Genomic DNA, 25,861 nt, shown 5'->3' with positions numbered 1-25,861 from the left:
AGGCCGGTCACCGGCCGGTGCGGGCCTCCAGCCCGAGGCCCTCGGGGGTGTGGAGGCGCACGAGGAACCGGCGGGCGTGGCGGGGGATGCGGTCGCGGGTGGCGCGGGAGACGGCGACCATCGTGACCACCGCCAGCGGCACCGTCCAGGCGGCGGGCTGGCCCAGGGCGACGTCGACCCAGGTGCGGGCCTGCGGGTGGGCGACGGTCCAGGCGACACCGGCCAGTGCCCCGGCCCCGCCCACGACCAGGCCGGCCACAGCCCCGGGGGCGGTGAGGCCGCGCCACCAGATGCCGAGCACGAGCAGGGGGCAGAAGGTGGAGGCCGCCACCGCGAACGCCAGCCCCACCGCCCGGGCGACGTTGACGTCCGGGAGCGCCAGCGCCGCCGCCAGCGGCACCACGACGGCCACCACCGCGGCCAGCCGGAACGCCCGCACCTCCCCGGTGCCGGGACGACGCCGGGTGGCGCCCTGCGCGAGCACGCCCGAGACCGCGATCGCCAGCCCCGAGGACGTGGACAGGAACGCCGCGAACGCCCCGGCCGTGACCAGCGCGGTGAGCAGGTCGCCGCCGAGGCCGTCGACCATGAGCCGGGGCAGGTCGAGCACGAGGGTGTCGGCGTCGTCGGACACCCCGTAGGCCCGGCCGAGGGCGCCGTAGAGCGGCGGCAGCACGTAGAACAGCCCCAGCAGCCCGAGCACGACCAGCGTCGTGCGCCGGGCCGCGCGACCGTCGGGGTTGGTGTAGAAGCGCACCACCACGTGCGGCAGGCCCATCGTGCCGAGGAAGGTCGCGATCACCAGGGAGTAGGTGGTGTAGAGGTCGCCGACGCCGGTGCCGCCCAGCGGCAGCGACCACGCGTCGTCGCCGGTGGCGGGTGCGGGCAGCCGGCCGCGGTCGCCGACCCACACGACGAGCAGCACCAGCAGCGGCACGAGCAGGGCGGTGAGCTTGAGCCAGTACTGGAAGGCCTGCACGAACGTGATGCTGCGCATGCCGCCGGCGCTGACGTTGACCACCACGACCGCGCCCACCACCAGCGGCCCGACCCACGCCGGTGCGCCGAGCGCCGCGCCCAGGGTGAGGCCGGCGCCCTCGAACTGCGGCACGAGGTAGAGCCAGCCGATGGTGACCACCAGCAGCGAGCACACGCCCCGCGCCCGCTTGGAGTCCAGCCGAGCCTCCGCGAAGTCCGGCAGGGTGTAGGCCCCGCTGCGGCGCAGCGGGGCGGCCACGAGCACCAGCAGCACGAGGTAGCCGGCGGTCCAGCCGATGGGGTACCAGAGCATGTCGGCGCCGAAGGTGAGCACCAGTCCCGCCACGCCCAGGAACGAGGCGGCCGAGAGGTACTCCCCGCCGATCGCGCTGGCGTTGAGGCCCGGGCGCACGCTGCGCGAGGCGACGTAGAAGTCGGAGGTGGTGCGCGAGACCCGCAGCCCCCAGGTGCCGATCGCCAGGGTCGCCAGGCTCACTAGCACCACCGCGACGACGCCCGGCCAGGCCGCCTCGGCGCTCACTGCTCCACCTCGCCCACGAGCTCGGCGAAGTCGCGCTCGGTGCGCTCGGCGGCCCGGACGTAGCGCCAGCCCAGGAACACCAGCCAGGGGTAGACCAGCCCGCCGAGCAGCAGCCACGCCAGCGGCGCCCCCAGCACCCGCACCTGCGCCAGTCCGGGCGCCAGCCAGAACACCAGCGGCCACACCCCCACGCTCAGCGCCAGCGCCACGAGCACCCGCAGCGCCAGACGCCGCTGCTCGCGCAGCAGCGAGCCGAGGTAGAGCCCGCCCAGCGGGGTGTCGTCGTCGAGGTCGCGCACCGCCGGTCGTGGACGATGACGTCGGTCGGGGCCGGTCACCCGCACCCGCGCCGGCCGCGCGCCCTCGGACTCGCTCACGTGAGATCCACCAGGCTCACCGGGTCGCGCGCCGCACGAGCAGGTCGCGCAGCTCGCGGGTGTTGCGGCGGCTCACCCCGAGCTCGACGTCGTGCGGCCCCACCAGCACCGTGCAGCGCCCGGCGTCCATGCGCACCTGGGTGACGTGCGCGATCGCCACCAGCAGCGAGCGGTGCACGCGCACGAACCCGGCCTCGCGCCACTCCTCCTCCAGCGTCGAGAGCGGCACCCGCAGCAGGTGGCTGCCGGTCGGGGTGTGCAGCCGGGCGTAGTCGCCCTGGGCCTCCACGTGGGTCACGCTCGCGCGGTCCACGAAGCGTGTGACCCCGCCCAGCTCCACGGGGATCTGCAGGTCCGGGGCCGACGACGTCGCCCGCTCACCGCCCGCGATCACGCGGCGCACCGCCTCGGCGAGCCGCTCGGCGCGCACCGGCTTGAGCACGTAGTCCACCGCCTGCAGGTCGAAGGCCTCCACGGCGTGGGCCTCGTGCGCGGTCACGAACACGATCGGCGGCGGGGTGCGGAAGCGGCCCAGCACCTCGGCCAGCTCCAGCCCCGAGAGCCCCGGCATCTGGATGTCGAGGAACACCGCGTCGACGTCGTCCTCGCGCAGCACGCGCAACCCGTCGGTGGCGGAGTCGCAGGTGCGCACCGAGGCGATGCGCGGGTCGCGGCGCAGCAGGTAGTCCAGCTCGTCCAGCGCCGGGCGCTCGTCGTCGACCACCAGCACCCGCAGCCCGGCCCCGGGCGTCCCGGCCGTGGTCATGCACTCACCCCCGCGGCGAACTTGGGCACCCGCACGATCACCTTGGTGCCCGCGCCGGGTGCGGTCTCGACCACCAGACCGTAGTCGTCGCCGTAGGTGCTGCGCAGCCGTGCGTCGACGTTGCCCAGCCCCACCGAGTCGAGCGCGGCGTCGCCGGCCAGCGCCCGGCGCACGCGCTCGGGGTCCTCCCCGGCGCCGTCGTCCTCCACCTCGATGAGGCAGTCGACGCCGCGGTCGCGCGCCACGATCGAGAGGTGGCCGACGCCCTCGGCGCCCTCCAGTCCGTGGCGCACGGCGTTCTCCACCAGCGGCTGCAGGCACAGGAACGGCACCGCGACGCCGAGCACCTCGGGGGCGATCTGCAGCCGCACCTGCAGCCGGTCGCCGAAGCGGGCCTGCTCGAGCAGCAGGTAGCGCTCGATCGAGCGCAGCTCCTCGGCCAGGGTCGTGAACTCGCCGTGGCGGCGGAAGGAGTAGCGGGTGAAGTCGGCGAACTCCAGCAGCAGCTCGCGGGCCCGGTCGGGGTCGGTGCGCACGAAGCTGGCGATGGCGCCCAGGGAGTTGTAGATGAAGTGGGGGCTGATCTGGGCCCGCAGCGCCCGCACCTCGGCCTCGGCCAGCCGGGCGCGGCTGCCGGCGAGCTCGGCCAGCGCCAGCTGACCCGAGGCCCACGACGCGGTCTCCTCCACTGCGCGCGCCAGCCCCGCGGTGGGCGACGGCGTCAGCGCCACGAGGGCGCCCACGAGCCGCTCCTCCACCACCAGGGGGCTGACCACCGCCGAGCGCACCGCGCAGCCGGAGTCGGTGCAGGACAGGTCCTCGCGCTCGAAGACACGCGTGCGACCACGGTCGAGGGTGGCGCCCACCAGCCGCGGCACCTGGGCGGCGTGGTGGTGGCCCACGCCGTGCCACGCCAGCACGCCGGCGGTGTCGGCGAGCGCGAGCGCCGGGGTGCCGAGCATCGCCCGCAGGTGGGCGATGGCCCGCTCGGCGCTGTCGGGCGTCAGCCCCTCCTGCAGCGCCGGGGAGGCCAGCGAGGCTTCGTGCAGGGTGCGGTAGGTCGCCCGGTCGGCCTCGGTGCCGAGGTGGCCGGGCCGGGTGCGCCCGGGCCACCGGATCCGTCGTCGTGCCATCCGCGCGTCGTCCGTCCCGACGGGTCAGCGCAGGTCGATCAGCACGGTGCCCGCCCCGAGCGTGGAGTCGTCGAGGATGCGCGGCAGCGTGGCGGCGCTGTCGGTCATCCGGTCCGGCGGGGCGAGGTCGAGCTTGATCTGCATCGTGGAGTCGGGGTCCTCCACCGGTGCCGCCGGCTCCGGCGCGCTCCCGGACGCCGACTCGGCTGTGGCCCCGACCTCCGCCGGTGCGTCGTCGGCCGGCACCTGCTCGGCCACCGGCTCGGGCACTGGCTCGGCCGCCGGCTCGGGGCGGGGGGCGACCCGGGCGCGGAAGCACCGCGTGAGGTAGGGCAGCTGCATGCCGTCCATGCCGCGGCCGTAGTCGTCGTAGAGCGCGAGCAGGTCGGCCAGCAGGGCGTGGCGGGCGTCGTCGTCGAGGGTCAGCACGTTCGAGCGCGACGTCGCGAGGTCCACCACCGAGGTCCGGTTGATCACCTGCCAGTGCGGGAAGGTCTCGGCGGCGACCTCCTCGAACAGCGCGGAGGCCGCGAGCGCGGCGGCGGGGTCGCGCAGGTGGTCCTGGGTGCCGATGATGCGGCCGAGCTTGCGCACCCACGGGATCCGCTCGTCGCGCTCGTTCCACACCACCGCGAGGTGGCCCTCGGGCTTGAGCACGCGGGCGATCTCGGCCAGCGCGGTCTCGGGGTCGAACCAGTGGAAGCACTGGGCGGCCACCACGACGTCGACGCTGCGGTCGGGCAGCGGGATCTCCTCCGCGCCGCTGGCCGAGGTCGGCACGTCGGGCAGCTCGGCGCGCAGGACCGCCAGCATCGCGGCGTCGGGGTCGGTGGCGTGCACGGCGTGGCCGTGGGCCACGAGCGTGGTGGTCATCTTCCCGGTGCCGGCGCCGAGCTCGAGCACGAGCAGTTGTTCGTCGGGGGCGGCGGAGTCCGCGGGCTCCACCAGCCACCGCACGGCGGCGTCGGGGTAGTCGGGGCGGCCGCGATGATAGGCCTTCGCCGCCACTCCGAAGGAGCGGGCGCGTCGCTGGTGGTCCTCGCTCACGGACCCGATCGTAGGACCTCGGTAGCGTGCCTTCTGTGAAGTCGGACCCGTTGTCGTGGTTGGTGTCGCTCGAGGGGGTGCCGTCGGCGTTCGCCTCGGCCCGCGACGGCGTCGACGTGCTGCTGCGCGACCGCGGTCTGCGGCGCACCAGCCCCGAGCTGACGGCCGAGTCGCTGCTGCGTGGCGCCCACGCCAGTGCGGTGCTCGAGGGCTCGGGCTCGACCTTCGACGACGTCCGCGACGGCGCGGGCGACGAGGTCGCCATGGACGCCGTGCGGCTGTCCACCGAGCTGCTCGGCCTCGCGCCCCTGCTCGCCCGCGCGCCGCTGCAGGCGCTGGCGCGCATGCACGCCGTGGTGGCCGGGGGCCTGCCGGAGTCCTCGCGCGGTCGGCCGCGCGACGCCGAGTCGGCCGCCCGGCTGCGCGACATCGCCCAGGTGCTCAGCGCCCCCACCGACGCCCCCGCGCTGCTGGTGGCGGCGCTGGTGCACGCCGAGCTCGCCACCGCCGCCCCGTTCCCCTCCCACAACGGTGTCGTGGCGCGGGCCCTGGAGCGGCTGGTGATCGTCGCGCGCGGCGTCGACGAGAAGTCGCTGGTCGTCCCCGAGGCCGCCCACCTCGAGCTCCGCCCGGCCTACGAGGGCCGGCTGCGCGGCTACGCCGCCGACGGGGCGGCCGGGGTGCACGCCTGGCTCCTCTACGCCGCCGAGGCGATCGGCGTCGCCACCGAGGCCAGCCCGCTGCGCCGCTCCTGACCCGCCGCGCGCCGGGGTGCTGTCGTCCGTTGTCACCAGCGGAATGCACCGCTGTGGGCCCGGAATCGGTGCATTCTTCTGGTGACGACGCGAGGAGCCGACACCATAGCCCGGACATGCAGGTGGCGCCCCGGTCCTCGATCGACCGGAGCGCCACCGCTGACACGTGAGGCCGCTGGCTACCAAGCGTGCATCTCTTCTTGCCGGCCCGGAAGTCTTCCGGGACCGTGCGCCCTGGTCGGAAGGGTGGATCGCCGCGTGGGTACCCGGCTCACGTGCTGTCTGGAGTTGTGAGTCCAGTTCTACGCCCGCCCCGGAGCACCTTCAAGGCTTGACTTTTGCGGCGGTCGGGTGTGTCTCAGGTCACACCGGAACGCGCGTTCGCGTGACCGGTCGGTAGTTCCGGAACGGTTCAGATCTGGCCGGTGCGTCGACGTCGTCCGGCCCAGATCACGCCGCCCACCGCGACGACGCCCCCCACCGCGAGCGCGGCGAGCGTGGGTCGCGACGGGACCCGGCTGCGCAGCGCGACGGGCCGGGTGAACTGCAGGACCGGCCAGCCCCGCGCGGCCGCCTCGCGCCGCAGCTCGCGGTCGGGGTTGACGGCGTGGGGGTGGCCCACGGCCGCGAGCATCGGGACGTCGGTGATCGAGTCGGAGTAGGCGAAGCAGGCGTCGAGGTCGTAGCCGCGCTCGGCGGCGATGGCCCGGATCGCGACCGCCTTCTCCTCGGCGTAGACGTAGCGACGGATGGCGCCGGTGTAGCGACCGTCCTCCTCCTCCAGCTCGGAGGCGATGACGTGGTCGGCGCCGAGCATGGCGCCGATCGGCTCGACCACCTCGGTGCCGGAGGCGGAGACGATCACGACGTCGCGCCCGGCCAGCTGGTGCTCGGCGATGAGGGTGACGGCCTCGTCGTAGACGATCGGGTCGACGATGTGGTGCAGGGTGTCGGCCACGATCTCGCGCACCGTGGCGACGTCCCAGCCCGCCACGAGGTCGGACATGAACTGGCGCAGCTTCTCCATCTGGTCGTGGTCGGCCCCGCCGAGCAGGAACAGGAACTGGGCGTAGGCGCTGCGCAGCACGCCCCGCCGCGAGATCAGACCGCCGGCGCGGAAGGGCCGGGAGAACACCATCGCGCTGGACTTGGCGATGATCGTCTTGTCGAGGTCGAAGAAGGCAGCACTCGGTGCGGCGCCTGTCGTGCGGGCGGCCCAGGGGCTCGGCCCGGTGCTGCTGACCATGGTGCCGCCATCGTAGGGCGGCGTCGTGGTGGCGCCAGGGACCGTGGGGGTGAGCGGGTCCGCGCTCCGTCCACAGGTGCCCGATCGCGGCCGCTCCTCCCCAGGCGCCTCGAGGGGTCGCCCGGGCCCCGGTCCCCCGGGGTCAGGCTCGCCCCATGCCCGATGCCCTCCTGCTCACCGCCGACCCCGCCCTGCACGACGTCGTCGCCCGCTGCGCCGCGGCCGCCGGGGTCGGGCTCGAGCCGTGCGCCGACCCGGCCGAGGCGCTGGCGCGGTGGTCGGCGGCCCCCCTCGTGCTGGTCGACGCCGCTGCGGCGGCGGCGCTGACGGCGCTGGTGCCGGGGCGCCGCGACGGCGTCCACGTGGTGTCGCGGGGCCGGGTCGCCGACGAGGTCTTCCGGCTGGCGGTGGGGCTGGGCGCCGAGACCGTCAGCGACCTCGAGCACGCCGAGGGCTGGCTCATGGAGCAGCTCACCGACCTCGGCGACCACGCGCGGCCCCCCGGTCTGGTGGTCGGCGTGCTCGGTGGATCGGGGGGCGCGGGCGCCACCACGCTCGCGGTCGCCCTGGGCCAGGTCGGGGCCCGACGCGCGCCGGCGCTCCTCGTCGACGCCGACCCGCTCGGCCCGGGCCTGGACCGCCTGGTCGGCCTCGAGCGTCGTCACGGCGCCCGGTGGGAGGCGCTGTGCCACACCACCGGCCGGCTCAGCGCCCGGGCGCTGCGCGACGCCGTGCCGCGCCAGGGCCGCCTCGGCGTGCTCACCTGGGGCCCGGGCGAGGCCGGCGAGCTGCCGGGATCCACGGTGCGCGAGGCGGTCTCGGCCGCCCGCCGGGGCCATGACCTGGTGGTGGTCGACCTCCCCCGGGTGCTCGACGCCGCCGCGCGCGACGTCCTGGTGCGCTGCGACCGGCTGGTCGTCGTGGTCTCCCCGACCCTGGTCGGGGTCGCGGCGGCGGCGCGGGTCTGCGCCCGGTCGGCGGGGACGGTCGCGCCGGTGCTGGTGGTGCGACGACCGGCCACGGGCCCGGTCCTCAGCGACCGCGAGGTCGCCGCGGCCTGCCGCCACCCCGTCGTCGTGTCGATGCCCTCCCAGCGCGGCCTGGCGGAGTCGGTCGATCTCGGCCTGGGGCCGGTCCGCTCCCCGCGCAGCCCGCTGGCCCGGGCCGCCCGCACCCTCCACGACCAGCTCGGCGCCGCGGCGGGGAGCGCCTGCGCATGAGCAGCACGCCGGGTGAGGTCGCGGCGGCCGACCCGCTGACGCCGCTGGTGGAGCAGGTCCGCGACCGGTTGGCGCGCGAGCCCGGCGACCTCACGCCGCACCGGGTGGCGGCCCTGCTGCGCGCCACCGGCCGACCCGTGGGCGACGCGACCGTGCTCGCGGTGCACGAGCGGTTGCAGCGCGACATCCTCGGCGCCGGCCCGCTCGAGCCACTGCTGCGGCTGCCCGGCGTCACCGACGTGCTGGTCAACGGTTCCGGCGAGGTCTACCTCGACCGTGGCCGGGGCCTCGAGCGCAGCGACGTCCGGTTCGCCGACGAGGCCGCGGTGCGTCGTCTCGCGGTGCGCCTGGCCGCCGGCGCCGGACGTCGGCTCGACGACGCCAGCCCGTACGTCGACCTGCGGCTGGCCGACGGCACCCGGTTCCACGCCGTGCTCGCGCCCCTGGCCCAGCCCGGTACCGCCATCTCGCTCCGGGTCCCGCGCGGGGGAGGGATGTCGCTGGCCGACCTCGAGGCGGCGGGGGCCTTCCCGCGCGCGGTGGGCGGCGTGCTGCGCCGGCTGGTCGCCGCGCGGGCGCCGTTGCTGGTCACCGGCGGCACCGGGACGGGCAAGACCACCCTGCTGGCCGCGCTGCTGGAGCAGGTCCCGGCCGCCGAGCGGCTCGTGGTGGTCGAGGACGCCGCCGAGCTGCGCCCGCGCCATCCGCACCTCGTGGCGCTGGAGGCTCGCCCGGCCAACCTCGAGGGTGCGGGTCAGGTGCCGCTGGCGGTGCTCGTGCGCCAGGCGCTGCGCATGCGGCCGGACCGGCTGGTCGTGGGGGAGGTGCGGGGCGCCGAGGTCGTCGACCTCCTCACCGCCCTCAACACCGGCCACGAGGGCGGTTGCGGCACCCTGCACGCCAACCGCGCCGCGGCCGTGCCCGCGCGCATCGAGGCCCTCGCCCTGGCCGCGGGTCTCTCCCGTGCGGCGGTGCACAGCCAGCTCGCCTCCGCCGGCCTGCTGGTCGTGCACCTCGTGCGCGGGCGCGACGGCCGCCGTCGGCTCGCCGAGCTGGCGGTCCCGGTGGCCCGTCCCGACGGGCTGGTCGCCATGGCGACGGCCCTCACGGTCGACGCCGACCACCGGCTGGCCGAGGGTCCGGGCGCCGCCGCCCTGGCCGAACTGCTGGAGCCGACGCCCCCGACCGTCCCTCACGGTGCGAGGTGAGCACCGGTCCTGCGGCCGCGGTGGTCGCGGTCCTCGCCGCGGCGATCGCCGCCGGCCTGCTGCTCGCGCCGGGGCGGCTGCGCGCCACCGACCCCCACCGCCCGGCCGGCGGGTCGGCCCCGAGCGGGACCGCGGTCGTGGCCTCGGTCGTGGGGGTGGCGGGTGTGGTCGTGCTGATCGGCGGCCGGATCGTGCTCGTCCCGGCCGTGCTCACGGCCGTGCCGGGCGTCGTCGTCGTGCGCTGGCGCCGTGGTCGCCGCCGGGAGCACGCGGTCGCCCGACGCCGCGAGGAGGTGCGGTCCTGGTGCGAGCAGCTCGCCGGCGATCTCGCCGCCGGTCGTCCGCCGGTGCTCGCGCTCGACGACGCCGCCCGTGAGTGGCCCCTGATCGCCCCCGTCGCGCGGGCCGGCGCGGTGGGCGCCGACGTGCCGAACGCGTGGCGCGCCGTCGCGCTCACGCCGGGGGCCGAGCGGCTCGGCGTCGTCGCGGCGGCCTGGCAGGTGGCCGGTCACAGCGGTGCCGGTCTGGCGAGCACCCTGGACGACCTCGCGCGCTCGCTGCGTGCCGACGATGCCACCCGACGCCTGGTCGAGGGCGAGCTGGCCTCGGCCCGCGCCACGGGGCGCCTGGTCGCGGCGCTGGCTCCGCTGGCGCTGCTCCTCGGCCAGGGCCTGGGTGGCGATCCCTGGGGCCTGCTCCTCACCACCCCGCTCGGGCTGGGCTGCCTGGGGATCGGCGGCGGTCTGCTGCTGCTCGGCCTGGGCTGGATCGAGCGACTCGCGCGCGACGCGGTGGGGTGAGGGCCATGCTGGAGCTGCTCGCGGCCGCGGGCGCGGCCCTGGCGATCGCCCTGGCGCTCCCGCCGTGCCGCAGCCCCGCGCCGACGCGGGCCGAGCCCGTGGGTGGGGGTGACGCCGAGCCGGCGCCGTCGGGCGACCGGCCCGGCCCGCTCCGCACGGCGCTCACCGGGCTCGGAGCCGGTGCCGGGATCGCGCTGTTCCTCGGTGGCGGTGTCGGGCTCCTGGCCGGCGGGGTCGGCGGGGTGCTGGCCGGTCGGTGGGTGCGCCGGCAGGAGCCGGAGTCGGTGCGGCGCGAGTGCGCGCTCGTCCGCCGTGACCTGCCGGTCCTGGTCGCTCTCCTCTCGGCCGCGCTCCGCTCCGGGCTCGACGCCGGCGCGGCGGCCTCGCTGGTCGCCCACGCGCTGCCCGGGCCCGCGGCCGCGCGGCTGCGGCCGGTGGTCGACCGCCTGCGCCTGGGGGTACCGCCGGAGGAGGTCTGGCGCTCCCTCGCCGCGGACCCGGAGCTGGCACCGCTGGGGCGGGCGCTGGCCCGCGCGGCGCGCTCGGGGGCCGGGGTGGCCGAGGTCGTGGCGCGCCTGGCCGACGACCTCGCGGCCCAGGAGCGGGCGCGCGCCGAGAGCGAGGCGCGGCGGGTCGGGGTACGGGCCGCGGTGCCGCTGGGGCTGTGCCTGCTGCCGGCCTTCCTCGTGCTCGGGGTGGTCCCGGTGGTCGCCGCCACCCTGCGCACCCTCGTCTGAGGGTCGTACGCCGACGTCCTGACCTCCGTTCCTGCACAGCGGGGCGTCCGGTGGCCGGGGTCCCCAGCCCGGGTCGGCTCGCCCGTGCGTCGTCGGCCCGCCGCCCCAGGGTGGGGGTCGGTGGGGCCGCATCGGGCGGCCCCGAGCACAAGGAGGAACCCATGGACCACCGATCGGATCACGACGACATCGCCCGCCCGGGCCGGCCGCTGCCCGACCAGCTCGACCGGGGCGACCGGGCGCCCGCACCCCGGTCGAACGCCGTCGTGCGCCGCCGCGACGACGAGGGCATCACGACCGCCGAGTACGCGATGGGCACGGCCGCGGGCGCGGGCCTGGCCGCCCTGCTCTACAAGCTGCTCACCGGCGGCTTCGGCGACCAGCTGCTCAAGAAGTTGTTCGACCACGTGCTCGGGCTGCTGGGCCTCGGGTGAGGTCGCGCAGGGCGTGCCGCGACGACCGGGGAGCGGTCACCGCCGAGCTCGTGCTCGGGATCCCGGTGCTGCTCGGGGTGGTCGTCGGTCTGGTCTGGCTGCTCGCGGTGGGGGCCGCCCAGGTGCGGGCGGTCGACGCCGCGCGGGAGACGGCGCGGGCGGCAGCCCGGGGCGAGGACCGATCGGTCGCCCTCGCCGCGGGTCGCCGGGTGCTGCCGGAGGGCGTCGTCGAGCTGAGCGAGGACGGCGAGCAGGTGACGGCCGTGGCCAGCGCCCGCATCGATCCGCCCGGAGGTCTCTTCGACGCCCTCGCCGGCATCACCGTCCGGGCCGAGGCGCACGCCCTGCGCGAGCCGGACCTCGGGTCTGCGCCGTGAGTCCCCGGTGCAGTCCGCACGACCGGGGCGACCGGGGCGCGGCGACGGTCCTCGTCGTCGCCCTGTGCGGACTGCTCCTGCTGCTCGGCACGGCCCTGGCGGTGCTGGGGGCCGCGGTGGTGGCGCACCGCCGGGCACAGGCGGCGGCCGATCTCGCCGCGCTCGCGGGGGCCCAGCAGCTGCTGGTCGGCGCCGACGCGTGCGCGGCCGCCACCGAGCTCGCGGCGCGGCACGGCGCGCGGATGGTCCGGTGCACCGTCACCGGCGCCGACGTCGCGGTGGAGGTCGTGGTGCCCGGGCCGCGGTGGCACGGGCTCGGAGCCGACCTCGGGGCCCGGGCGCGCGCCGGTCCCGTGACCGGATCGGCTCCCTAGTCCGGGAGGGGTGCCCGGTTGATCTGCAGTACGTAGGCCACGAGCACCTCCATGCCGCCGTCGTGGCGCAGGGGCTCGCGCCAGACCTGCTCCCAGGTCACGCGGTGCTCCTCGACCCGGCGCCCGAGCGAGCGCAGCACGAGGCTCGCGTCGGGGGCGCGGCAGATGGCCTCCAGCGCCTCGACCGGCGGCTGCTGGGGGTCGTCGGCGTGCCGCTCCTGCACCTGCTCGGTGAGGTCGGCCACCGCCTCGAGCCGCCGTTCCAGGGCGGTGGTGGCGACCTCGTCGGCCAGGTCGGCGAGATCGGGGGCGGTCCGGGTGGAGGTGCCGAGCACGAAGCCGTGATCGCTCACGCCGACACCCCGCCCGAGGTCGAGCCGCCGGCGTGTGGACCCCCGAGGGGGCCGGGGGCGATGATCGTCTCGCCGGGCCCGACGTCAGCGAAGTCCGCGTCAGCGGATTCGCCGTCGTCCTCGGCCTCCCCGGTGATCCGCTCGAGCTCGTCGATCACCGACCCGGCGTCGGTGTCGGCCGCGCGGCCGGCGTCCTCGGCGAGACCGTCGGCCCGGTCGCGCACCCGACCGGCGGCGTCGTTGGCGTCGGCGAGCCGGCCCTGGGCGCTCACCCCGGGCAGCTGCTCGACCAGGTCCATGACGCGCTGCAGCGCACGCAACCGGTCCGACTGCGCCTCGGCCCAGGACTTGATGTCGTCGGCGAGGCCGAGACAGGCCTCGATGAGGGTGAAGATCTCGCGGATGTCGTCGACGATGTCGGCCACGATGCCCAGCCCGTGCTTGGCCAGGTCGACCGCCAGACTGGCCCACCCCAGCAGCGGCACCATCTTCGAGCCGACCCGGGCGGCGACCTTGAGCAGCCGTTCACCGAGGATCGTCAGCACCCGCTCGACCTGCACCGCGATGCGCTCGGAGAACCGGGCGATCGTGGTCCAGATCCGGGCGCCGGACTCCACGACGGTGCCGATGCCGCGGGCGACGGCGGCGTAGGCGTCGATGTGGCCGACGAGCGCCAGTGCGGTGCGGCCCTCGATGGCGGCGTCGACCTTGCCGCCGAGAGTGAGGAAGTTGTCGGACCATACGGCCATGCCGTCGTGGAACTTCGCGCACGCGTCGGCGTTGGCCCCGAGCTTCTCGTAGTCGGCCGAGAGCGGGTAGACGATGTGCTCGCGCAGGTTCTCGGGCAACTGCGGCAACCCGGCGCCGAACCGGTTGATCATGCCGATGAAGTCGTTGATCAGTCCGGTCGCGCCCTCCCAGCCGTCGGCGATGGCGTCGAACTTGGCGGGGTGGCGCAGGTGCGAGCGACCCGGGGAGGGCGCGGCGAGGGCGTCACCGACGTCGTCGAAGGAGGCCAGCCTCGGTCCGTCGGGGCCGGCCGCGCCGATGATGCCGAACAGGCCCTCGGCGAGGTAGGCCCGGAAGACCTCCTCCTGCTGGGCGTCGGTGGTCGCGAGGTCGCGGGCCGAGGACAGGATCGCGTTCTGCACCTCGGTCCAGCGGCTGACGAACCCGTTCTGGGCGCGCACGAACGCATCGGAGAGCGGGGGCAGGACGGCCCCGATCGGTTGCAGCGCGCAGGTGTCGAAGTCGAACCCCGAGGGATCGCAGACGTGCTCGCCGAAGTACTCCACCAGGGGTGCGGACTGCCGCCCGAGCTCGGCCATCGATCCGATGAGGTCGTCGAGGTGGGCCCAGTGGACCCGCATCTCGGTGCTCATGCAGGCGGGCCTACCCGCCCGGACGCCGGTTCACGCGCGCGGTGGGTCACCGGCCCGGACGCGCGCCCGGCCCGGTGACCGGGGTCAGGACCGCAGGTCGGGGTCGGCGTCGAGCTCGCGCTCGGCCTCGACCCGGCCGAGCTTGCGGGAGAGCTCCTCAAGGCGCTTCTGGTCGCGGCGCTGGCGCCACTCGCGCTTGGCGCCGAACTTGCTGATCGACAGGCCCCACAGGATCAGCGCGGCCGCGATCGCGCCGAGCAGGAACACCACGCTGCCGTTGATGTCGATCCCGTAGAAGGAGACCGTCACGGAGTCGGTGAAGAACGCGCCGCCGAGGGCGAGGACGACACCGAGCGCGATGAGGAGCAGTCCGAACGCCAGCATGGGTCCCAGGCTAGTGGCCGGGACCCGACGCGGCTCCCTCCGCGGGGGCGGCCGCGAGCAGCACGTCGAGCAGGCGCCCGGCCCCGTCCTTGTCCAGCGGGTTGTTCTGGTTGCCGCACTTGGGGGACTGCACGCAGCTGGGGCAGCCCTCGCGGCACTCGCACGCCGCGATCGCCTCGCGCGTGGCGCGCAGCCAGGTGGCGGCGCGGTGGTAGCCGCGCTCGGCGAACCCGGCACCGCCCGGGTGGCCGTCGTACACGAACACCGTGGCCAGGCCGGTGTCGGGGTGGCGGGCGGTCGACACGCCGCCGATGTCCCAGCGGTCGCAGGTGGCCAGCAGCGGCAGCAGCCCGATCGAACAGTGCTCGGCGGCGTGCGCGGCGCCCGGCAGCGAGGCCGCGTCGAGGCCGGCGGCGGCCACGAGGTCGTCCGGGACGGTCCACCATACCGCGGTGGTCACCAGGGTGCGTGCGGGCAGGTCCAGCGGGTACTCACCGACGACGTCGCCGCCCGGCACCCGGCGGCGCAGGTAGGACACGACCTGGTGGGTGACCTCGACCTCGCCCAGTACCAGCCGACACGCGCCCCAGTCCTGGGAGGCGCGCTCGCCGAGGATGCGGATGTCGGTGATCTCGCGGGCCGAGGTGCTGTAGCCCGGGTCCTCGCGCCGCATCGTGGCGACGCCGGCCTCGAGGTCGAGCTCGGTGACCAGCCAGGTCTCACCCCGGTGCAGGTACACCGCGCCGTCGTGGGCCGTGCCGTGGGAGCGGCCGGCGTCGACCGTGCCGACCACGCGACCCGTGGTCTCGTCGATCAGCGTCACCGGCTCGCCCCCGGCCGAGCGGAGGTCGGTGAGGTCGGCCGCCCGCCGTCGATCGGTCCAGAACCAGCCGTGCGGACGGCGTCGCAGCAGTCCGGCGCCCTCCAGCGCGGCGACGACGTCGGCGGCGAGCGGCCCGAACAGCGGCAGGTCCTCGCGGGTGAGCGGCAGCTCGGCGGCGGCCGCGGCGAGATGGGGGCCGAGGATGTGGGGGTTGTCGGGATCGAAGACCTGCGCCTCCACGGGGGCGTCGAGCAGCGCGGCGGGATGGTGCACGAGGTAGGTGTCGAGCGGGTCGTCGCGCGCCACGAGCAGCGCGAGGGCGTCCTGCCCGGCGCGGCCCGCACGCCCGATCTGCTGCCACAGGGCGGCGCGGGTGCCGGGGAAACCGGCGAGCAGCACGGCGTCGAGGCCCGCGATGTCGATGCCGAGCTCGAGGGCGTTGGTGGAGGCCAGGCCGAGGAGCCGGCCGGCGCGCAGCTCGCCCTCCAGCGCCCGGCGCTCCTCGGGGAGGTAGCCGCCGCGATAGGCCGCCACGGTGCCGGCCAGGCGGGGGTCGACCTCGGCGAGGGCGGTGGAGGCGGTGAGCGCCACCTGCTCGACGCCGCGCCGTGACCGCACGAACGCCAGCGTGCGGACCCCCTCGACGACGAGGTCGGTGAGCAGGTCGGCGGTCTCGGAGGTGGCCGAGCGGCGCACGGGCGCCCCGTTCTCGCCGGTGAGGGTGGTGAGCGGCGGCTCCCACAGGCCCAGGGTGATGCGGCCGCGTGGCGAGCCGTCGTCGGTGACGGCCACGGCGGGTCGCCCGACCAGCCGGCCGGCGGTGACCGCGGGATCGGCGGTGGTGGCCGAGGCCAGCACGACCACGGGATCGCTGCCGTAGTGGGCGCAGACCCGCCGCAGGCGGCGCAGCACCTGGGCGACGTGGGCGCCGAGCACGCCGCGGTAGTGGTGGCACTCGTCGACCACGACGAACCGCAGCGCCCGCAGGAACCCCACCCACCGTTCGTGGCCGGGCAGGATCGAGCGGTGCAGCATGTCGGGGTTGGTGAGCACGTACTCCCCGAACGCCCGGGCCCACTCGCGCTCGTCGCGGCTGGAGTCGCCGTCGCAGGTCGCCACCCGCACCGGAGGCGCCCAGGCGCGCAGGCCGTCGAGCTGGTCGTGGGCCAGCGCCTTGGTGGGCGCCAGGTAGAGCGTGGCCGCGCCGCGTCGGCCGCGCTCGCTGCGCGCCTCCAGGGCGGCCGAGAGCGCGGGCAGCTGGTAGGCCAGCGACTTGCCGGAGGCGGTGCCGGTGGCGATCACGACGTCGCGCCCCGCCCAGGCGTGCTCGGCGGCCTCGGCCTGGTGCACGTAGGGCAGCAGCACCCCCCGCGCGCCCAGCGCTGCGACGACGTCGGGGTGGGCCCACGTCGGCCAGGCGCCGTGCCGCGCCTCGCGGGCGGGCCGCTCGTGCCGGTGGGTGAGCCGCTCGGCGCGGCCCGGCAGCGCCGTCAACCGGTCGAGCAGGCGCTCACCCGCCCCCGCCCCGCCCGGGGGCGCCGACGGGCGACCGGGGTGACCGGCGGGACCGGGCCGGTCGGAGGGGAGTGCCACCGCGCCATCATCGCGCCCACCACCGACGCCGGTGCCGGTCGGTGCCGCCGTCCATGCGCGTTCGCGGCGATCGGGCCCGATCGATCGTCAGGTACCTGACGTCGTGGCGGGCGCCCGGAGCCGGTCGCGGGCGCCGGGGCGGGGCCGGCCGCCATCCCCGTGGTCGTGTGCAGGCGGTGCGTCGCCCGTGGTTTGATAAGGACGCGGGGCTGTCTGCGCCCCGACCTCGACCTGCTCCCCGGGAGATGCACGTGGACCTGACCCTTGAGACGCGCGACGTCGACGGCCGCACGATCGTGTCCGTGGGCGGGGAGATCGACGTCTACACCGCGCCGAAGCTGCGCGAGACCATCAGCGACCTCGTGGCCGCCGGCCACTACCAGCTGATCATCGACCTGCAGGGCGTGGAGTTCCTCGACTCCACCGGCCTCGGGGTGCTCGTGGGCGGCCTCAAGCGCGTGCGCGCCCACGACGGCTCGCTGGAGCTGGTGTGCCACCAGGACAGGCTGCTGAAGATCTTCCGCATCACCGGCCTCGCGAAGGTGTTCGTCATCCACGACTCCCCCGAGACGGCGCTGGCCTCCGCCGGAGCCTGACCGTCCGACCGGCCTGACCGGCCGGGCCCCGGGCCCCTGGCTGGGCGCCGCAGCGGAGTGCGAGACTCGGGGGGTGCCCCGCGACCGCCTCGCACTGATCTCGGACGTCCACGGCAACCTCACGGCCCTCGAGGCCGTGCTCGCCGACATCGCGGATCGCGGGATCACGCGCATCCTCAACCTCGGCGACTACGTCGGCAAGGGCCCGCGTGGCAACGCCGTCGTGGCCCGCTGCCGCGAGGTCTGCGAGGTGAACATCCTCGGCAACTGGGACGACCACATCGGCGACCGGTCCTTCGACAAGGGCGACTCGGTGTGGTGGCGCGCCGAGCTCGACGACGACCAGGTCGACTGGCTGGCCGCCCTGCCGTTCTGCCACGAGATCGTCATGAGCGGACGACGGATCCGGATGATGCACGCCAGCTCGACCTCGGTGCACCGCCGGGTGCGCTACATCAAGACCGAGGAGGAGTTCCTCGGTCAGTTCCGCAACACCGACGCCACCCGCGCCGTGCTCGGCGACGGCCCCGAGCCCGACGTCGTGGTGTACGCCGACACCCACGACCCGGCCTTCGAGACCCAGCACCGCAGCCGCACGCTGATCAACATCGGCGCGGTCGGCAACGCCATGGGCGACCCCACCGCCTGCTACGTGATCCTCGAGGGCGAGCTCGACCGGCCCGACCCGGCGCCCTTCGCGACGACGTTCGTGCGCGTGCCCTACGACGTCGAGGCCGAGCTCGCCGTGGCCCGCGCTGCGGGGGTGCCCGAGCTCGCGGGCTACGAGGCCGAGCTGCGGCTCGGGCTCTACCGCGGACTGGTCGCGGCCCACGAGCGCGGCGAGTACGGGCTCGACGACTACTACCACCCCTACCCTCCGATGAACCTCCCGCAGTTCCTCCGCCGCCGTGAGGACGCCCCGCCCGCCCAGGAGCCCCGCGCATGAACCCCCGTCTCGCCCCGTCCCTGCGCGAGGCGCTGGTGGCCGCCGACTTCACCTACGACGCCGTCGCCGACCTGCTCGGCCCGCGCGCCCACGACGCGCTGGGCCGCAACGAGACCCTGCCGGGCCGGCAGCGCACCCGCGGCGGATCGCCGTTGGAGACCCTGGTGCGGCTGTTCCTGCTGCAGACCACGGTCGAGCTCGCCGACGCCGAGCGTGCCCTGCCCGGTCTGGTCGAGCCGCTGGCGGTGGCCGGGCTGCTGGAGCAGAGCGTGGGCGAGGTGGCCGCGCGGCTGGACTGCCGGCCCTACGCCAGCGCGGGTGCCGACGGTCCCGAGAGCGACGAGCACCTCTGGGTGGTCAGCGACCTCACCCCGGGCCTGGACGGCGGCCCGCAGCGCGTGGGCGCCGACCACGTCCTGGGGATCAGCCCGGCCTCGACCTCCCTGGCCCAGCTGACCCTGCGGCGGCCCGCCGCCTCCGCGCTGGACCTCGGCACCGGCTGCGGCGTCCAGGCGCTGCACCTGGCCCGGCACGCGGGTCGCGTCGTCGCCACCGACGTCAACCCGCGCGCGCTGCGGCTCACCGCCTTCAACGCGGCGCTCAACGAGCTGGACGTCGACGTGCGCGAGGGCTCCTACTTCGCGCCGGTGCGCGGGGAGCGCTTCGACGTCGTGGCCACCAACCCGCCGTTCGTGATCTCCCCGGCCACGGGGGAGCGGCTGGTGTACCGCGACTCCGGCCTGCCCGGGGACCGCGTGGTCGAGGACATCGTGCGCGCCCTGCCCGGCCACCTCGCCGCGGACGGCTGGGGTCAGGTCCTGGCCAACTGGATCATCGAGCGCGACCGGCCCTGGGACGAGCGGCTCGCGGGCTGGCTCGACGCCGGCTGCGACGCCCTGGTCGTGCAGCGCGAGGTGCTCGACCCGGCCGCCTACGTCGAGCTGTGGCTCAAGGACGCCGGGCAGCACGGCGCCCCCGACTACCTCGAGCGCTACGACACCTGGCTCTCGTGGTTCGACGCCCAGGGCATCGAGGCGATCGGGTTCGGCTGGATCAACCTGCGCCGGCGCGCCGACGGCGCGCCCGCCCGCCACCGGCTGGAGGCCTGGCCCTACGACGTCGAGCAGCCCATCGCCCCGGCCATCGAGGCCTGGGGCGACGCGCTCGGGGTGGCGGCCGGCCCGGGCGCCCGTCTGGTCACCCGCGCCGACGTGGTGCAGGAGACCGTCGGCCCCGCGGGGGCGGAGGACCCGGCCACGATCGTGCTGCGCCAGCAGCGCGGCTTCCGTCGCGCCCGCAGCGTCGACACCGTGCTGGCCGGGTTCGTCGGTGCCTGCGACGGCGACCTCACCGTCGGCCAGCTGCTCGACGCCCTGGCCGACCTGCTCGACGCCGACGCCGCCGCCGTGCGCGAGGACTACCTGCCGCAGGTGGCCGAGCTGGTCGAGGACGGCTTCCTGGAGCCCGCCGCCGGCTGACACGGGACGAGGTGGGCGAGGCCTGGTGGAGGCGTGGTCTTCCTGGTGCGGGCGTCTCGTGACGCTCGCTGGCGCTCGCTCCTCGACGACCGTGGGGGGCTCGTCGTGTCGCTGGCGCTCGCTCCTCGACGACCGTGGGGGGCTCGTCGTGTCGCTGGCGCTCGCTCCTCGACGACCGTGGGGGGCTCGTCGTGTTGTTGGCGCTCGCTCCTCGACGACCGTGGGTGCTCGTCGTGTCGCTGGCGTTCGCTCCTCGACGACGGTGGGGGCTCACGTTCGTCGAGGAGGCGCGCCAGCGCCGTCACGAGACGCGGTGGGCCGGGCAGGAACCGGGCCCGCGCGGGACGACGCCGCGGGTAGCCTTCGATGTCGTGGCGATCCGTGGCTGGTACCCCGACCCTGCCGGTCAGCCCGGCCTGTACCGGTACTGGGACGGCGACGCCTGGACCCACGACCTCACCGCCGACCCCGCGACCCCGCTGCCCGGGACCGCGCCCCCGCCGCCCGACCCGGGCAAGCCGGCGACGTCGACCTTCGACGAGCCCACCCGTTACCCGGGGGCCCCGGCGGACCCCGCCGTGCCGCAGTGGACGCCGATGCTCCCGCCCCAGCCCGTCGCCCCGGCCGCCCCGCCCGCCCCGCCGCCCACCCCCCCGTGGCCCACCGCACCCCAGACCGCCCCCACCCCGCCCGCCTGGACGCCGGGCCCGCCCCTGCTGCCGACCTCGGGCGGGGCGCCCGCGGGCGGCCGCGGCAACGCCGTCGTCCTGGTCGTGGGGGCGGTGCTGCTCGTGCTGGCGGTCGGTGTCGGCAGCTTCCTGGTGGTGCGGGCCCTCACCGGTGACGACGCCGAGGGCGCGGGCGCCGCGCCCACCCCCTCCGCCGACACCTCGATCGTGCCGCGCCCCAGCCCGACGCCCGACGACGGCCCGCCGCCCACCGCGCCGGACCCGGCCACCTGCGTAGCCGGCGCGCCGACGCTCGGCAGCACCGGCATCCGCGGCGGGCGCATCACCGGCGGTGGTCTGAGCACCCCGCTGCCGGACGACTACGCCCTCAGCGACGCCGGGACGCCGCTGGACCAGGCGGCGGCCTTCACGTTCGCCGACGCCGTGACCGCGCCGTCGAAGGTCGTGGCCACCAGCGAGACCTCCGGGTGGGTCGCCACCGTCGCGCTCGGCGGGCTGAGCCGGGTCGGCGAGTTCGGGCCCGATGCCGGCGTCACGAGCGCCCAGCTCGCGGCCGAGCAGGTCTTCGCCTGCGCCATCAACTCCCCGACGCTCTACACCTCGGTCGAGTCGATCGGTGCCCAGACCTCCGAGGCCACGACCGTCGACGGCGTCGCGGCCTGGTCGGTGAGCGGGGAGGTGCGGGTGGACGAGCCCGAGCTGGGCATCGAGGGCGACCTGATGCGGATCGTCGTGGTGGACCTCGGCGAGGACCGGCCCTGGGGGATGTTCCTCAGCGTCGCGCCCCTGGGGCAGGACGCCGAGCTGGCCACCCAGCAGGCCCTCGTCGAGGGTCTGGGCGTCGACTGAGCCCCCACCCGCACGGGTGGCCGGGCCGCGGTCGGGAGGAGGGGGCCGACCGTCCCAGCGGGCGGGACGGGCCGTCCGCCCCACCCGGTCGGATCGTGGGTGGTCGGGGATCACGCGCTACCGTGATCGGCCGTGGGCCCCGGACGGGGCCACGTAGTGGAGGAAGTGACCCGCGCCGTGCCGCACAAGTTGGTGATCGTCGAGTCCCCTGCCAAGGCCCGCACCATCGGGAACTACCTCGGCAGCGACTACGTCGTGGAGTCGTCCATCGGACACATCCGCGACCTGCCCACGAGCGCGGCCGACACCCCGGCGTCGATCAAGGACAAGCCGTGGGGCCGGTTGGCGGTCGACGTCGATCACGAGTTCACCCCCTACTACGTGGTGCCGCGCGACAAGAAGGACCACATCCGCAAGCTCAAGAACCTGCTCAAGGACGCCGACGAGCTCTACCTCGCCACCGATGAGGACCGCGAGGGCGAGGCCATCGCGTGGCACCTGCTCGACGAGCTGAAGCCGAAGAACATCCCGGTCAAGCGGATGGTGTTCCACGAGATCACCAAGCAGGCGATCCTCGACGCCGCCGCCAACCCCCGCGAGCTCGCGATGGACCTCGTCGAGGCCCAGGAGACCCGCCGCATCCTCGACCGCCTCTACGGCTACGAGGTCAGCCCGGTGCTGTGGAAGAAGGTCATGTCGGGCCTGTCCGCGGGCCGCGTGCAGTCGGTGGCCACCCGGATGGTCGTCGACCGCGAGCGGGAGCGGATGAAGTTCCGCATCGCCTCCTACTGGGACCTCGAGGGCACCTTCGACGCCGGCAGCGCCCACGACGCCCGGATGTTCCCCGCCAAGCTCCACTCCGTCGACGGCACCCGGGTGGCCTCGGGCGGCAACTTCGGCCCCGACGGCCTGCTCAAGTCCGGCGCCGACGTCGTGCACCTGGACCGGCAGCGCGCCGAGGCGCTGGTGGGGGCGCTGTCCGACACCGCCTTCAGCGTGCGTTCGGTGGAGTCCAAGCCCTACCGCCGCTCGCCGTACCCCCCGTTCCGCACCACCACGCTGCAGCAGGAGGCCAGCCGCAAGCTCGGCATGAGCGCCAGCGTCACGATGTCGGTGGCGCAGCGGCTGTACGAGAACGGCTACATCACCTACATGCGTACCGACTCCACCACGCTGTCGGACTCGGCGATCACCGCCGCCCGCAGCCAGGTGCGCGAGCTCTACGGCGCGGAGTACCTGCCCGACGCCCCCCGCAGCTACACGAGCAAGGTCAAGAACGCCCAGGAGGCCCACGAGGCCATCCGGCCGGCGGGGGAGTCCTTCCGCACCCCCGCGCAGACCGGCCTCAAGGGCGACCAGTTCCGGCTCTACGAGCTGATCTGGATGCGCACCGTGGCCTCGCAGATGAAGGACGCCACCGGGCAGAGCGTCTCGATCCGCCTCGGCGGCGCCGCGGCCACCGGCGAGGACGTCGTGTTCGGCGCCTCGGGTCGCGTCATCACCTTCCACGGGTTCCTCAAGGCCTACGTGGAGGGCACCGACGACGGCGGCGCCAAGGACGACTCCGAGACGCGCCTGCCGGCCCTGGCCGAGGGCGACGCCGTGAGCGCGGCGTCCCTGGCGGCCTCGGGACACGAGACCAAGCCGCCGGCCCGGTTCACCGAGGCGACGCTGATCAAGGAGCTGGAGGAGCGCGAGATCGGCCGCCCCTCCACCTACGCCTCGATCATCGCCACGATCCTGGCCCGCAACTACGTCTACAAGAAGGGCACCGCGCTGGTGCCCTCGTGGCTGGCGTTCTCGGTGATCCGGCTGCTGGAGGAGCACTTCCCCCGCCAGGTGAGCTACGAGTTCACCGCGGTGATGGAGACCGTGCTCGACGACATCGCCGGTGGTCGCAAGGACCGGGTCTCGGAGCTGAAGGAGTTCTACTACGGCTCCGAGCGGGTGGAGGGCCTCAACACCCTGGTGCGCGAGCTCGGCGACATCGACGCCCGCGACAACGCCACGTTCCCGATCGGCGACGGCGAGTCCGGCATCGTGCTGCGGGTGGGGCGCTACGGCCCCTACCTCGAGGGCCCCGACGACGAGGGCAACCCCACCGGCCGCCGCGCCAACGTGCCCGACGACCTCCCGCCCGACGAGCTGACCCTGGAGAAGGCCAAGGAGCTCTTCACCAACCCCGCCGGGGAGGAGATCGACCTCGGTCCCCACCCCGAGACCGGCCTGCGGGTCGTGGCGAAGAACGGCCGCTACGGCCCCTACGTCACCGAGCTGCTGCCCGAGGACGCCCCCAAGAGCGCCAAGCCGCGCACCGGGTCGCTGTTCAAGTCGATGTCGCTCGACACCGTGAGCCTCGACGACGCCGTCAAGCTGCTCTCGTTGCCGCGCGTCGTGGGCGCCGACCCGGAGACCGGCGACGAGATCACCGCCCAGAACGGCCGGTACGGCCCGTACCTGAAGAAGGGCACCGACTCCCGCTCGCTCACCAGCGAGGACCAGCTGTTCACGGTCACGCTGGAGGAGGCGCTGGCGATCTACGCCCAGCCCACGCAGCGTGGCCGCGCGGCCGCTGCCCCGCCGCTGAAGGAGCTCGGTCCGGACCCGGTGTCGGGCCAGCCGATGGTCGTGAAGTCGGGCCGGTTCGGCGAGTACGTCACCGACGGTGAGTACAACGCCACCCTGCGCAAGGACGACACGGTGGAGTCCCTCACCCCCGAGCGTGCGGCCGAGCTGCTCGCCGAGCGGCGCGAGCGTGGTCCGGCCAAGGGCGCCAAGAAGGGTGCGAAGAAGGCGCCGGCCAAGAAGACCGCGGCGAAGAAGACGGCGGCGAAGAAGACTGCGGCCAAGAAGACCACGGCGAAGAAGACCGCGGCCAAGAAGTAGCAGCCGTCCCCGGCACTGGGGATCACACGGGACTTCACGCCCACGCGGCCCGGAGCGCTGGTCAGGTCGGGCCGCGCGTGCCACGGTGTGCGGACGCCGCGGCCCGCACGGGGGGTGCGGCCCTGCCGGGGAGCCGCCATGCCCACGCACCCGATCCGCGCCGACCACGCGCCGCCCGGTGGCCGACGCCGGCGCGGCGCCCCGGCGCTGGCGGTCGCGCTGCTGCTCGGGCCGACCGTGACCGCCGCCTCCGGCCCGGCCGAGGCCCACGGGATCGGCCTCGCCGCCGGTCCCGCGCCGATCGCCGCCCACGCGGCCGCGCGAGCGGCACGACCCACCCTGGCCCCCCTGCCGGCGGAGGTGGACGCCGGCACCCGCGTGCGCCTGCGCGGCACGGCGCCGGCACGCGCCGTCGTCGTCGTGCAGCAGCGTCGTGGCGGCGCCTGGTCCCCGCTGACGAAGGCCCGGAGCGGCAAGACCGGTGCCTGGCGCGCCTCGGCCGTCTTCACCGGCGGTGGCACCACTCAGGTGCGCGCCGTGGTCGGGCGGCGGGCCGGCGCGGTCCGGTCCCTGGCGGTCTACCAGTGGCTCGACCTCGCCACCCAGCCCGGCTACACCAGCGCCGCGACGGCGCGCGACGTCCCCGTGCCGATCGGCAGCCGCACCTACCCCCACTCCATCCTGGCGTGGTTCAGCCCGGCGCCCGTGGTGTGGTTCCGCCTCGACGGGGCCTGCACCACGCTCACCTCCACCGTCGGTCTCGACGCGCGGGAGCGTGCACGGGCCGACGGGACGGAGACCTTCGGCACCAAGGCGATCGGCTACCGCGCCGACGGCAGCGAGTCCGGCGACTCCGGCTACCTCACCGGTGGGTGGGACCAGCCGCGCGAGGTGCGGCTCACCGGGCTCACCACCGCGACCCGGCTCTCGGTGCTCACCGTGCTCAGCGACCCGGACGACGACGGCCTCTCGACCGTGCTCGGCAGCCCCCGCGTGCGGTGCAGCGCCGCCGGCCTCGCGCCCTTCCGTGCGGAGGACCTCCCGTGAGCGCCGCGACGAGCCCGCGCCGGCCGCGCCGCCTGCCCCGGGCCCGCGTGTCCGGCGGGCTCGCGCTCGTCCTGGCGGCGGCGCTGCTCGCCGGGCCGAACGCTGCTCCGGCTCCGGCAGCCGCCGCGGCACCGCTGGTGGCGCCCCTGCCCGACGCCGTCGACGTGGGGCAGACGCTGACGGTGCGGGGACGGGCGACGGCGGGGACGACCGTGGCCGTGCAGACCCGGCAGGGCGGTGCGTGGCGCACCGCGGCCCGCGCCACGGCGTCCGGCTCCGGGGCGTTCCGCGCCGCCGTGCGCTTCACGGCGGGCGGACCGGCGCAGGTGCGGGCCGTCGTCGGCGACCGTGCCAGCAACACCCAGCGGCTCGCGGTCTACGGCTGGCTCGACCTCGCCACCCAGCCGATCCTGGTCGGGTCCGCGGCGTACGTCGACGTGCCGGCCACCATCGGCGGAGCGTCGTTCCCGCACTCGCTGCTCGTGCAGGGCGGGAGCGCCTCGGTGTGGTGGCGGGTCGACCGGCAGTGCACCGAGGTGCGGTACACCCTCGGGCTGGAGGACACCGAGTTCCCGCGCTCCGACGGCGACGAGGAGGTCGTCAGCCGCGTGTACGCCCTGGACGAGGGGGTGGGCAGCGCCTCCGGCGAGGTCGTGGCCGGGTGGTACACCGCGTCCCCGGTGACGCTGCGCGGCCTCGCGCAGGCCGAGCGGCTGGTCATCACCGGCACGCTGCGGGACCTCGACGCCGACGGGCTCTCGATCGTCATCGGCACGCCCCGCGCCCGCTGCAACGCCGCCCGGCTCGGGCCGGTCAGCCGCTCCGACACCCACGTCCCGTGA

The 25,861-nt window shown here is 75.6% G+C and carries 25 protein-coding genes; 15 read left to right on the top strand and 10 right to left on the bottom strand.

Annotation, left to right across the window (positions count from 1 at the left end; all coding sequences use genetic code 11):
* Positions 1–7: 7 nt before the first annotated feature.
* Genes ACERUJ_RS03125 through ACERUJ_RS03105 form a run of 5 tightly spaced genes read right to left on the bottom strand, consistent with a single transcriptional unit; the run spans position 8 to position 4,842 of the window.
* Complete coding sequence (locus tag ACERUJ_RS03125; protein WP_370246981.1) at positions 8–1,519, bottom strand: cation acetate symporter; 1,512 nt, start codon at positions 1,517–1,519, stop codon at positions 8–10.
* Positions 1,516–1,896 carry a hypothetical protein gene (locus ACERUJ_RS03120; protein WP_370246980.1) on the bottom strand — a complete coding sequence of 127 codons (381 nt, stop codon included), beginning with the start codon at positions 1,894–1,896 and terminating at the stop codon, positions 1,516–1,518. The genes ACERUJ_RS03125 and ACERUJ_RS03120 overlap by 4 nt, the downstream gene beginning before the upstream one ends.
* Before the next feature lie 16 nt (positions 1,897–1,912).
* Positions 1,913–2,662: a LytR/AlgR family response regulator transcription factor gene (locus ACERUJ_RS03115; RefSeq protein WP_370246979.1), complete on the bottom strand. Its 750-nt coding sequence runs from the start codon at positions 2,660–2,662 to the stop codon at positions 1,913–1,915.
* Complete coding sequence (locus tag ACERUJ_RS03110; protein ID WP_370246978.1) at positions 2,659–3,795, bottom strand: sensor histidine kinase; 1,137 nt, start codon at positions 3,793–3,795, stop codon at positions 2,659–2,661. The genes ACERUJ_RS03115 and ACERUJ_RS03110 overlap by 4 nt, the downstream gene beginning before the upstream one ends.
* A 24-nt stretch (positions 3,796–3,819) precedes the next feature.
* Complete coding sequence (locus ACERUJ_RS03105; protein WP_370246977.1) at positions 3,820–4,842, bottom strand: methyltransferase domain-containing protein; 1,023 nt, start codon at positions 4,840–4,842, stop codon at positions 3,820–3,822.
* Between the two features lie 35 nt (positions 4,843–4,877).
* On the opposite strand from ACERUJ_RS03105, the gene ACERUJ_RS03100 reads away from it, so the two are divergent.
* A complete protein-coding gene (locus ACERUJ_RS03100; protein WP_370246976.1) occupies positions 4,878–5,597 on the top strand; it encodes an oxidoreductase in 720 nt (239 codons plus the stop codon).
* A 412-nt stretch (positions 5,598–6,009) separates the two neighbouring features.
* Here the strand turns inward: ACERUJ_RS03100 and ACERUJ_RS03095 are convergent, their stop codons facing one another.
* Positions 6,010–6,843, bottom strand: coding sequence for an HAD family hydrolase (locus ACERUJ_RS03095; RefSeq protein WP_370246975.1), 834 nt, complete (start codon positions 6,841–6,843; stop codon positions 6,010–6,012).
* Between the two features lie 155 nt (positions 6,844–6,998).
* Between ACERUJ_RS03095 and ssd the strand changes: the two genes are divergently transcribed.
* From ssd to ACERUJ_RS03060, 7 genes are all read left to right on the top strand, one after another.
* Positions 6,999–8,063, top strand: a complete 1,065-nt coding sequence (gene ssd / locus ACERUJ_RS03090) for a septum site-determining protein Ssd (RefSeq protein ID WP_370246974.1) — start codon at positions 6,999–7,001, stop codon at positions 8,061–8,063.
* Positions 8,060–9,271, top strand: a complete 1,212-nt coding sequence (locus tag ACERUJ_RS03085) for a TadA family conjugal transfer-associated ATPase (RefSeq protein WP_370246973.1) — start codon at positions 8,060–8,062, stop codon at positions 9,269–9,271. The genes ssd and ACERUJ_RS03085 overlap by 4 nt, the downstream gene beginning before the upstream one ends.
* Positions 9,268–10,071 (top strand): type II secretion system F family protein, encoded by an 804-nt coding sequence (locus tag ACERUJ_RS03080; RefSeq protein ID WP_370246972.1) that lies wholly within the window; start codon positions 9,268–9,270, stop codon positions 10,069–10,071. Before ACERUJ_RS03085 ends, ACERUJ_RS03080 begins: the two co-directional genes overlap by 4 nt.
* 5 nt (positions 10,072–10,076) lie before the next feature.
* Positions 10,077–10,808: a type II secretion system F family protein gene (locus ACERUJ_RS03075; protein ID WP_370246971.1), complete on the top strand. Its 732-nt coding sequence runs from the start codon at positions 10,077–10,079 to the stop codon at positions 10,806–10,808.
* A 161-nt stretch (positions 10,809–10,969) separates the two neighbouring features.
* A complete protein-coding gene (locus ACERUJ_RS03070) occupies positions 10,970–11,242 on the top strand; it encodes a DUF4244 domain-containing protein (RefSeq protein ID WP_370246970.1) in 273 nt (90 codons plus the stop codon).
* On the top strand, positions 11,239–11,619 hold the full coding sequence (locus ACERUJ_RS03065; protein ID WP_370246969.1) for a TadE family type IV pilus minor pilin: 381 nt from the start codon (positions 11,239–11,241) through the stop codon (positions 11,617–11,619). The genes ACERUJ_RS03070 and ACERUJ_RS03065 overlap by 4 nt, the downstream gene beginning before the upstream one ends.
* Complete coding sequence (locus ACERUJ_RS03060) at positions 11,616–11,993, top strand: Rv3654c family TadE-like protein (RefSeq protein WP_370246968.1); 378 nt, start codon at positions 11,616–11,618, stop codon at positions 11,991–11,993. The genes ACERUJ_RS03065 and ACERUJ_RS03060 overlap by 4 nt, the downstream gene beginning before the upstream one ends.
* On the opposite strand, the gene ACERUJ_RS03055 is transcribed toward ACERUJ_RS03060, so the two are convergent.
* The 4 genes from ACERUJ_RS03055 to ACERUJ_RS03040 form a co-directional block, all read right to left on the bottom strand.
* Complete coding sequence (locus ACERUJ_RS03055; protein WP_370246967.1) at positions 11,990–12,346, bottom strand: hypothetical protein; 357 nt, start codon at positions 12,344–12,346, stop codon at positions 11,990–11,992. The genes ACERUJ_RS03060 and ACERUJ_RS03055 overlap by 4 nt on opposite strands.
* Complete coding sequence (locus ACERUJ_RS03050; RefSeq protein WP_370246966.1) at positions 12,343–13,728, bottom strand: hypothetical protein; 1,386 nt, start codon at positions 13,726–13,728, stop codon at positions 12,343–12,345. Before ACERUJ_RS03050 ends, ACERUJ_RS03055 begins: the two co-directional genes overlap by 4 nt.
* 84 nt (positions 13,729–13,812) lie before the next feature.
* Positions 13,813–14,112: a hypothetical protein gene (locus ACERUJ_RS03045; RefSeq protein WP_370246965.1), complete on the bottom strand. Its 300-nt coding sequence runs from the start codon at positions 14,110–14,112 to the stop codon at positions 13,813–13,815.
* Positions 14,113–14,122: 10 nt separating this feature from the next.
* Positions 14,123–16,429 carry a DEAD/DEAH box helicase gene (locus tag ACERUJ_RS03040; RefSeq protein ID WP_370247025.1) on the bottom strand — a complete coding sequence of 769 codons (2,307 nt, stop codon included), beginning with the start codon at positions 16,427–16,429 and terminating at the stop codon, positions 14,123–14,125.
* A gap of 350 nt (positions 16,430–16,779) precedes the next feature.
* Here ACERUJ_RS03040 and ACERUJ_RS03035 point away from each other — a divergent pair, with 350 nt between their 5' ends.
* The 7 genes from ACERUJ_RS03035 (at position 16,780) to ACERUJ_RS03005 (ending at position 25,861) form a co-directional block, all read left to right on the top strand.
* On the top strand, positions 16,780–17,124 hold the full coding sequence (locus ACERUJ_RS03035) for an STAS domain-containing protein (RefSeq protein ID WP_370246964.1): 345 nt from the start codon (positions 16,780–16,782) through the stop codon (positions 17,122–17,124).
* A gap of 73 nt (positions 17,125–17,197) precedes the next feature.
* A complete protein-coding gene (locus ACERUJ_RS03030; protein ID WP_370246963.1) occupies positions 17,198–18,070 on the top strand; it encodes a metallophosphoesterase in 873 nt (290 codons plus the stop codon).
* Positions 18,067–19,548, top strand: coding sequence for a methyltransferase (locus ACERUJ_RS03025; protein ID WP_370246962.1), 1,482 nt, complete (start codon positions 18,067–18,069; stop codon positions 19,546–19,548). Before ACERUJ_RS03030 ends, ACERUJ_RS03025 begins: the two co-directional genes overlap by 4 nt.
* A gap of 371 nt (positions 19,549–19,919) precedes the next feature.
* The gene (locus tag ACERUJ_RS03020; RefSeq protein ID WP_370246961.1) at positions 19,920–21,086 is read left to right on the top strand and encodes a DUF2510 domain-containing protein; all 1,167 of its coding nucleotides are present in this window, start codon (positions 19,920–19,922) and stop codon (positions 21,084–21,086) included.
* A gap of 177 nt (positions 21,087–21,263) precedes the next feature.
* Positions 21,264–23,972: a type I DNA topoisomerase gene (gene topA / locus ACERUJ_RS03015; RefSeq protein WP_370246960.1), complete on the top strand. Its 2,709-nt coding sequence runs from the start codon at positions 21,264–21,266 to the stop codon at positions 23,970–23,972.
* 138 nt (positions 23,973–24,110) lie between these two features.
* Entirely contained in the window at positions 24,111–25,019 is a 909-nt protein-coding gene (locus tag ACERUJ_RS03010; RefSeq protein ID WP_370246959.1) for a hypothetical protein, read from the top strand.
* Positions 25,016–25,861 carry a hypothetical protein gene (locus tag ACERUJ_RS03005; protein ID WP_370246958.1) on the top strand — a complete coding sequence of 282 codons (846 nt, stop codon included), beginning with the start codon at positions 25,016–25,018 and terminating at the stop codon, positions 25,859–25,861. The genes ACERUJ_RS03010 and ACERUJ_RS03005 overlap by 4 nt, the downstream gene beginning before the upstream one ends.

This window comes from Nocardioides sp. (genome assembly GCF_964228225.1).
Classification (GTDB): domain Bacteria; phylum Actinomycetota; class Actinomycetes; order Propionibacteriales; family Nocardioidaceae; genus Nocardioides.
The sequence above is the reverse complement of the archived record's forward strand: the minus strand, read 5'-3'. Positions and strand labels throughout refer to the sequence as shown.